The sequence below is a fragment of the Luteibacter sp. P4_E6 genome (assembly GCF_056401535.1).
This window is the reverse complement of the sequence record NZ_JBFUJE010000464.1, coordinates 1-3,154: the sequence shown is the minus strand read 5'-3', so window position 1 is coordinate 3,154 and position 3,154 is coordinate 1. Positions and strand designations below refer to the sequence as shown.

Below are 3,154 nucleotides of genomic sequence, written 5' to 3'. Positions count from 1 at the left end.
ACGCAATTCGGTTGCCAAGAGGATCAACAATGAAGAAATTCCTATTTATCGCCGTGCTCTTCGGCTTTAGCTCTGCCGCCGTCGCGCAGTACTACGAACCGATTCCGTACTACGGCAACAACCCCTTCATCTTCTGCACGGTGGGTGTACCACAGGACTGCTGGGCACCGATCAGCAAGGAGTTAGGCACCTTCACTGTCACCAACTACTACTGCTTCAATGCCTATTCGGCACTTCTGTTCGCGCGCGTCTGCCCGAAGGCGTTCGCTTTGGGGGCCGCCAAATCGGTCATGGCCACCTCCTCGTCACGCGATCCCGCCGATGCGAGTCCGTGACGGAGATAGACGCGTCATGATTTCTCGGCGCCCGTTCAAGGCGCTCGCGGTGATTGCGGGCCTGCTCGTTTCCGGCATGCTTCATGCCCAAAGCGCGAATCCTTACGCCCGGCCATTGACTGACCGGGTAGTACACACCAAGGGAAGCAACATGGATGATCTGACATCCTTCGCGACCGGCGGGTCCAGGATTCTCGACTCCAAGTTTGGCGACATCGCAGGTGACGGGCGCAAAGGCGCTGTACTGGTCCTCGACCCTGCGTCGGCCGGGCCCGGGAAACTTGGGCAGGGCCCTCCGCGCGACGTCGTTATCCTCGCGAGAGATTCGGCCGGCCATCTCCAGAAGGTGGCCTCGAACAGTCGCCTCGTCCCCTGTGGAACCTGCGGCGGCATGGCGGGTGATCCGTACGGTTACACGCACGTTGCGGCAGGCCAGTTTACGATCGTCGCCGGCGGCGGCAGCCGCGAGCGTTGGACAGATGAGTACACCTTCACCTACGTCGGTGCTAAGAAGAACTGGTTCGTCTCGTCAGTCATGCGCAAGGTTGTCGATACCGAGACCGGCAATGAAAAGCACGTCGACCTGACCGCGAAGGAGTTCGGCACAGTGTCCTTCGCCGATTTCGACCCGGGCAAGCTCCCTGACGTAACGCTGCCCTGATGTAGCAGTTGCACAACCCCGCCAGGACGGCGGGTTCGGCCAGCAGGAGGCAAAGCCACCCGAAAATCAAACAGGAGTTACACGTGACGATTGACCGTTACCACGCGAGCAAGCTCATGCTCGCGGCTGTCATGGCTGCGCTGCTTGCCGCTGTGCCGCTTCGCGCACTTAGCGCCGAGCCCGTGCCGACCGTCGCCCCTCTGCCTGCCAAGGCGAAGCTGCCGAAGGGCTTCACCGCATACGGTTCCGCACCGGTCGCAGGCGGCGAGTGCGTCGCCGGCGACGCCACAAAGGAAGGCATGAACGGACGTGCTTTCGTCTACATCAAAGACGCCGGCGCAAAACAACCGCGCTGGGTCACTGCCGTCCCTGTGCCGCCGCATTGGTACCAGAACCGGGCCACGCATTGCTTCGCCATGGACGGATCGATCTTCGTGCTGGTACAGACCGACACGAACCAGGCGACATCACTCTCACAGACGCTGTTGAACGTGGTGGAGCTTTCGCCTGTCACGGGCAACATCGTCGCTAACCACGACGCAGACGTGCCCGGCGTCGACGCGGCCTATTCGTCGTGGGTGGACAAGGGACCCGAGGGCTTCCACGAGGACAACGGCCAGATCGTGGTCGCCGGCCAATATTTTCTGATGGACGACCCCAATAAGCGCATCCCGTTCACGGCAAGACTCGCCCCCCATCCGGCGAAATAGTCAGAAGGACCGCACGACGCAACATCGCAAGTGAGTCAACCAGGAGCTACACATGGCGATTGATCGTGAAACCCAGGTGCTGACCGACGCTACGGCGGCGGGCATCACCAACCCGAGGGAGCTGGCCAACTTCATGGCCCAGGTCACTCACGAATCCAACGGGCTCAACCGGCTCGAGGAGAGCTTTCGCTATACGCGAAATATCTCGCAGATTCCCGTGCAGTCCGCGTGGCGCGAAGGCCCCGACACACTGGACGCGGCGCGCAAGCAGGCCCTGATGGGCAAGCCCGAACAGCTGGCCGAGCTGATGTACGGCGGCCGCAACGGCAACGACGAACCAGGTGATGGCTGGAAGTACCACGGCCGTGGCTACATACAACTCACCGGCAAGGACAACTATCGCGTCGCCGGCGAAGCGCTCGGCCTGGACCTGGTCAAGCGTCCCGAGCTCGCAGCCGATCCGCAGCATGCATCGAAGATCGCCGTCTGGTACTGGGAGAACCGTGTGCCGGAAAGCGCCAGGGACGACGTCCGTGCGGCGACCAAAGCCGTCAACGGCAAGTACAACGGACTGGAAGATCGCGAACACCGTTTCGAGGACTGGAAGCAACGCCTCACACCCGAGGTGATGCATCGCCTCGCCGAGGGCCACGTCGGCCAGCCGCAGCCTGCTCACCCGGCGCACGCGGCAGGCAAGGCCGCTCCACTCAAGGAGGGCGCTAGCGGCGAAGACGTCCGCCTGCTCCAGGGCAGCCTCGCCCGACTTGGCTACACCGATGGACATCACGGCGAACTCCACACCGACGGCAAGTTCGGTCCGGGCACGCGTGCCGCGGTCGAAGCGTTCCAGCGCGATCATCATCTGCCGGCGGACGGCGTGGCAGGCCCGCGCACGATGGAAGCCATCGCTCAGGCCAAGCACCAGGACGCCATCCAGCGTGCTGCGCAATCGGGACGGCTGGACAGTCCCATGCACCCGGACCACGCGATGTACGAACAGGCGCGTGCCGCTGTGCACGCGCTGGATGCGCAGGTCGGCCGCACACCCGACAAGCAGAGCGACCAGCTCGCCGGCGCCGTCACCGCCGAAGCGAAACACCAGGGATTGACGAAGATCGATCACGTCCTGCTGAGTGACGACGGAAGCCGCGCGTATGCCGTGCAAGGCGACCTCACCTCCCCTCTCAAACGCACGGCAGAAGTGGATACGGCGAAGGCCGTCAATACGCCGATCGAACAGAGCGGGGCCGAGATCGCGAAAGCGGCACCGCCCGCTGCCCTCACGGAAGAAAACCGACGACAGACCCAGGATGCCGCTCCGACACCGCACGCGCCTGACACGCCGGCGCAGGGTCGCTAAACGCATGGACGCCGTGAGTTCTCGCTATACGCCGCGCCACCTGGCGCTCCTCGACGGAGACACCGTATGAGCCGCGACATCTACACCG

General features: G+C 63.3%; 4 protein-coding genes. All 4 read left to right on the top strand.

Features of this window, described 5'->3' with window-relative positions; translation table 11 throughout:
- Window positions 1–335 (top strand): hypothetical protein (locus AC1DT2_RS19245; protein WP_477298080.1); only part of this gene is annotated, 335 nt, incomplete at its 5' end.
- 49 nt (window positions 336–384) lie between these two features.
- The gene (locus tag AC1DT2_RS19240) at window positions 385–996 is read left to right on the top strand and encodes a hypothetical protein (RefSeq protein ID WP_477298078.1); all 612 of its coding nucleotides are present in this window, start codon (window positions 385–387) and stop codon (window positions 994–996) included.
- Window positions 997–1,079: 83 nt separating this feature from the next.
- Window positions 1,080–1,706: a hypothetical protein gene (locus tag AC1DT2_RS19235; RefSeq protein WP_477298077.1), complete on the top strand. Its 627-nt coding sequence runs from the start codon at window positions 1,080–1,082 to the stop codon at window positions 1,704–1,706.
- 52 nt (window positions 1,707–1,758) lie between these two features.
- On the top strand, window positions 1,759–3,066 hold the full coding sequence (locus AC1DT2_RS19230; RefSeq protein WP_477298076.1) for an XVIPCD domain-containing protein: 1,308 nt from the start codon (window positions 1,759–1,761) through the stop codon (window positions 3,064–3,066).
- Window positions 3,067–3,154: the final 88 nt, after the last annotated feature.

Bases quoted from the DNA above. Each gene is read 5' to 3' on its own strand.
- AC1DT2_RS19230 (WP_477298076.1), top strand. From the start codon at position 1,759: ATGGCGATTGATCGTGAAACCCAGGTGCTGACCGACGCTACGGCGGCG.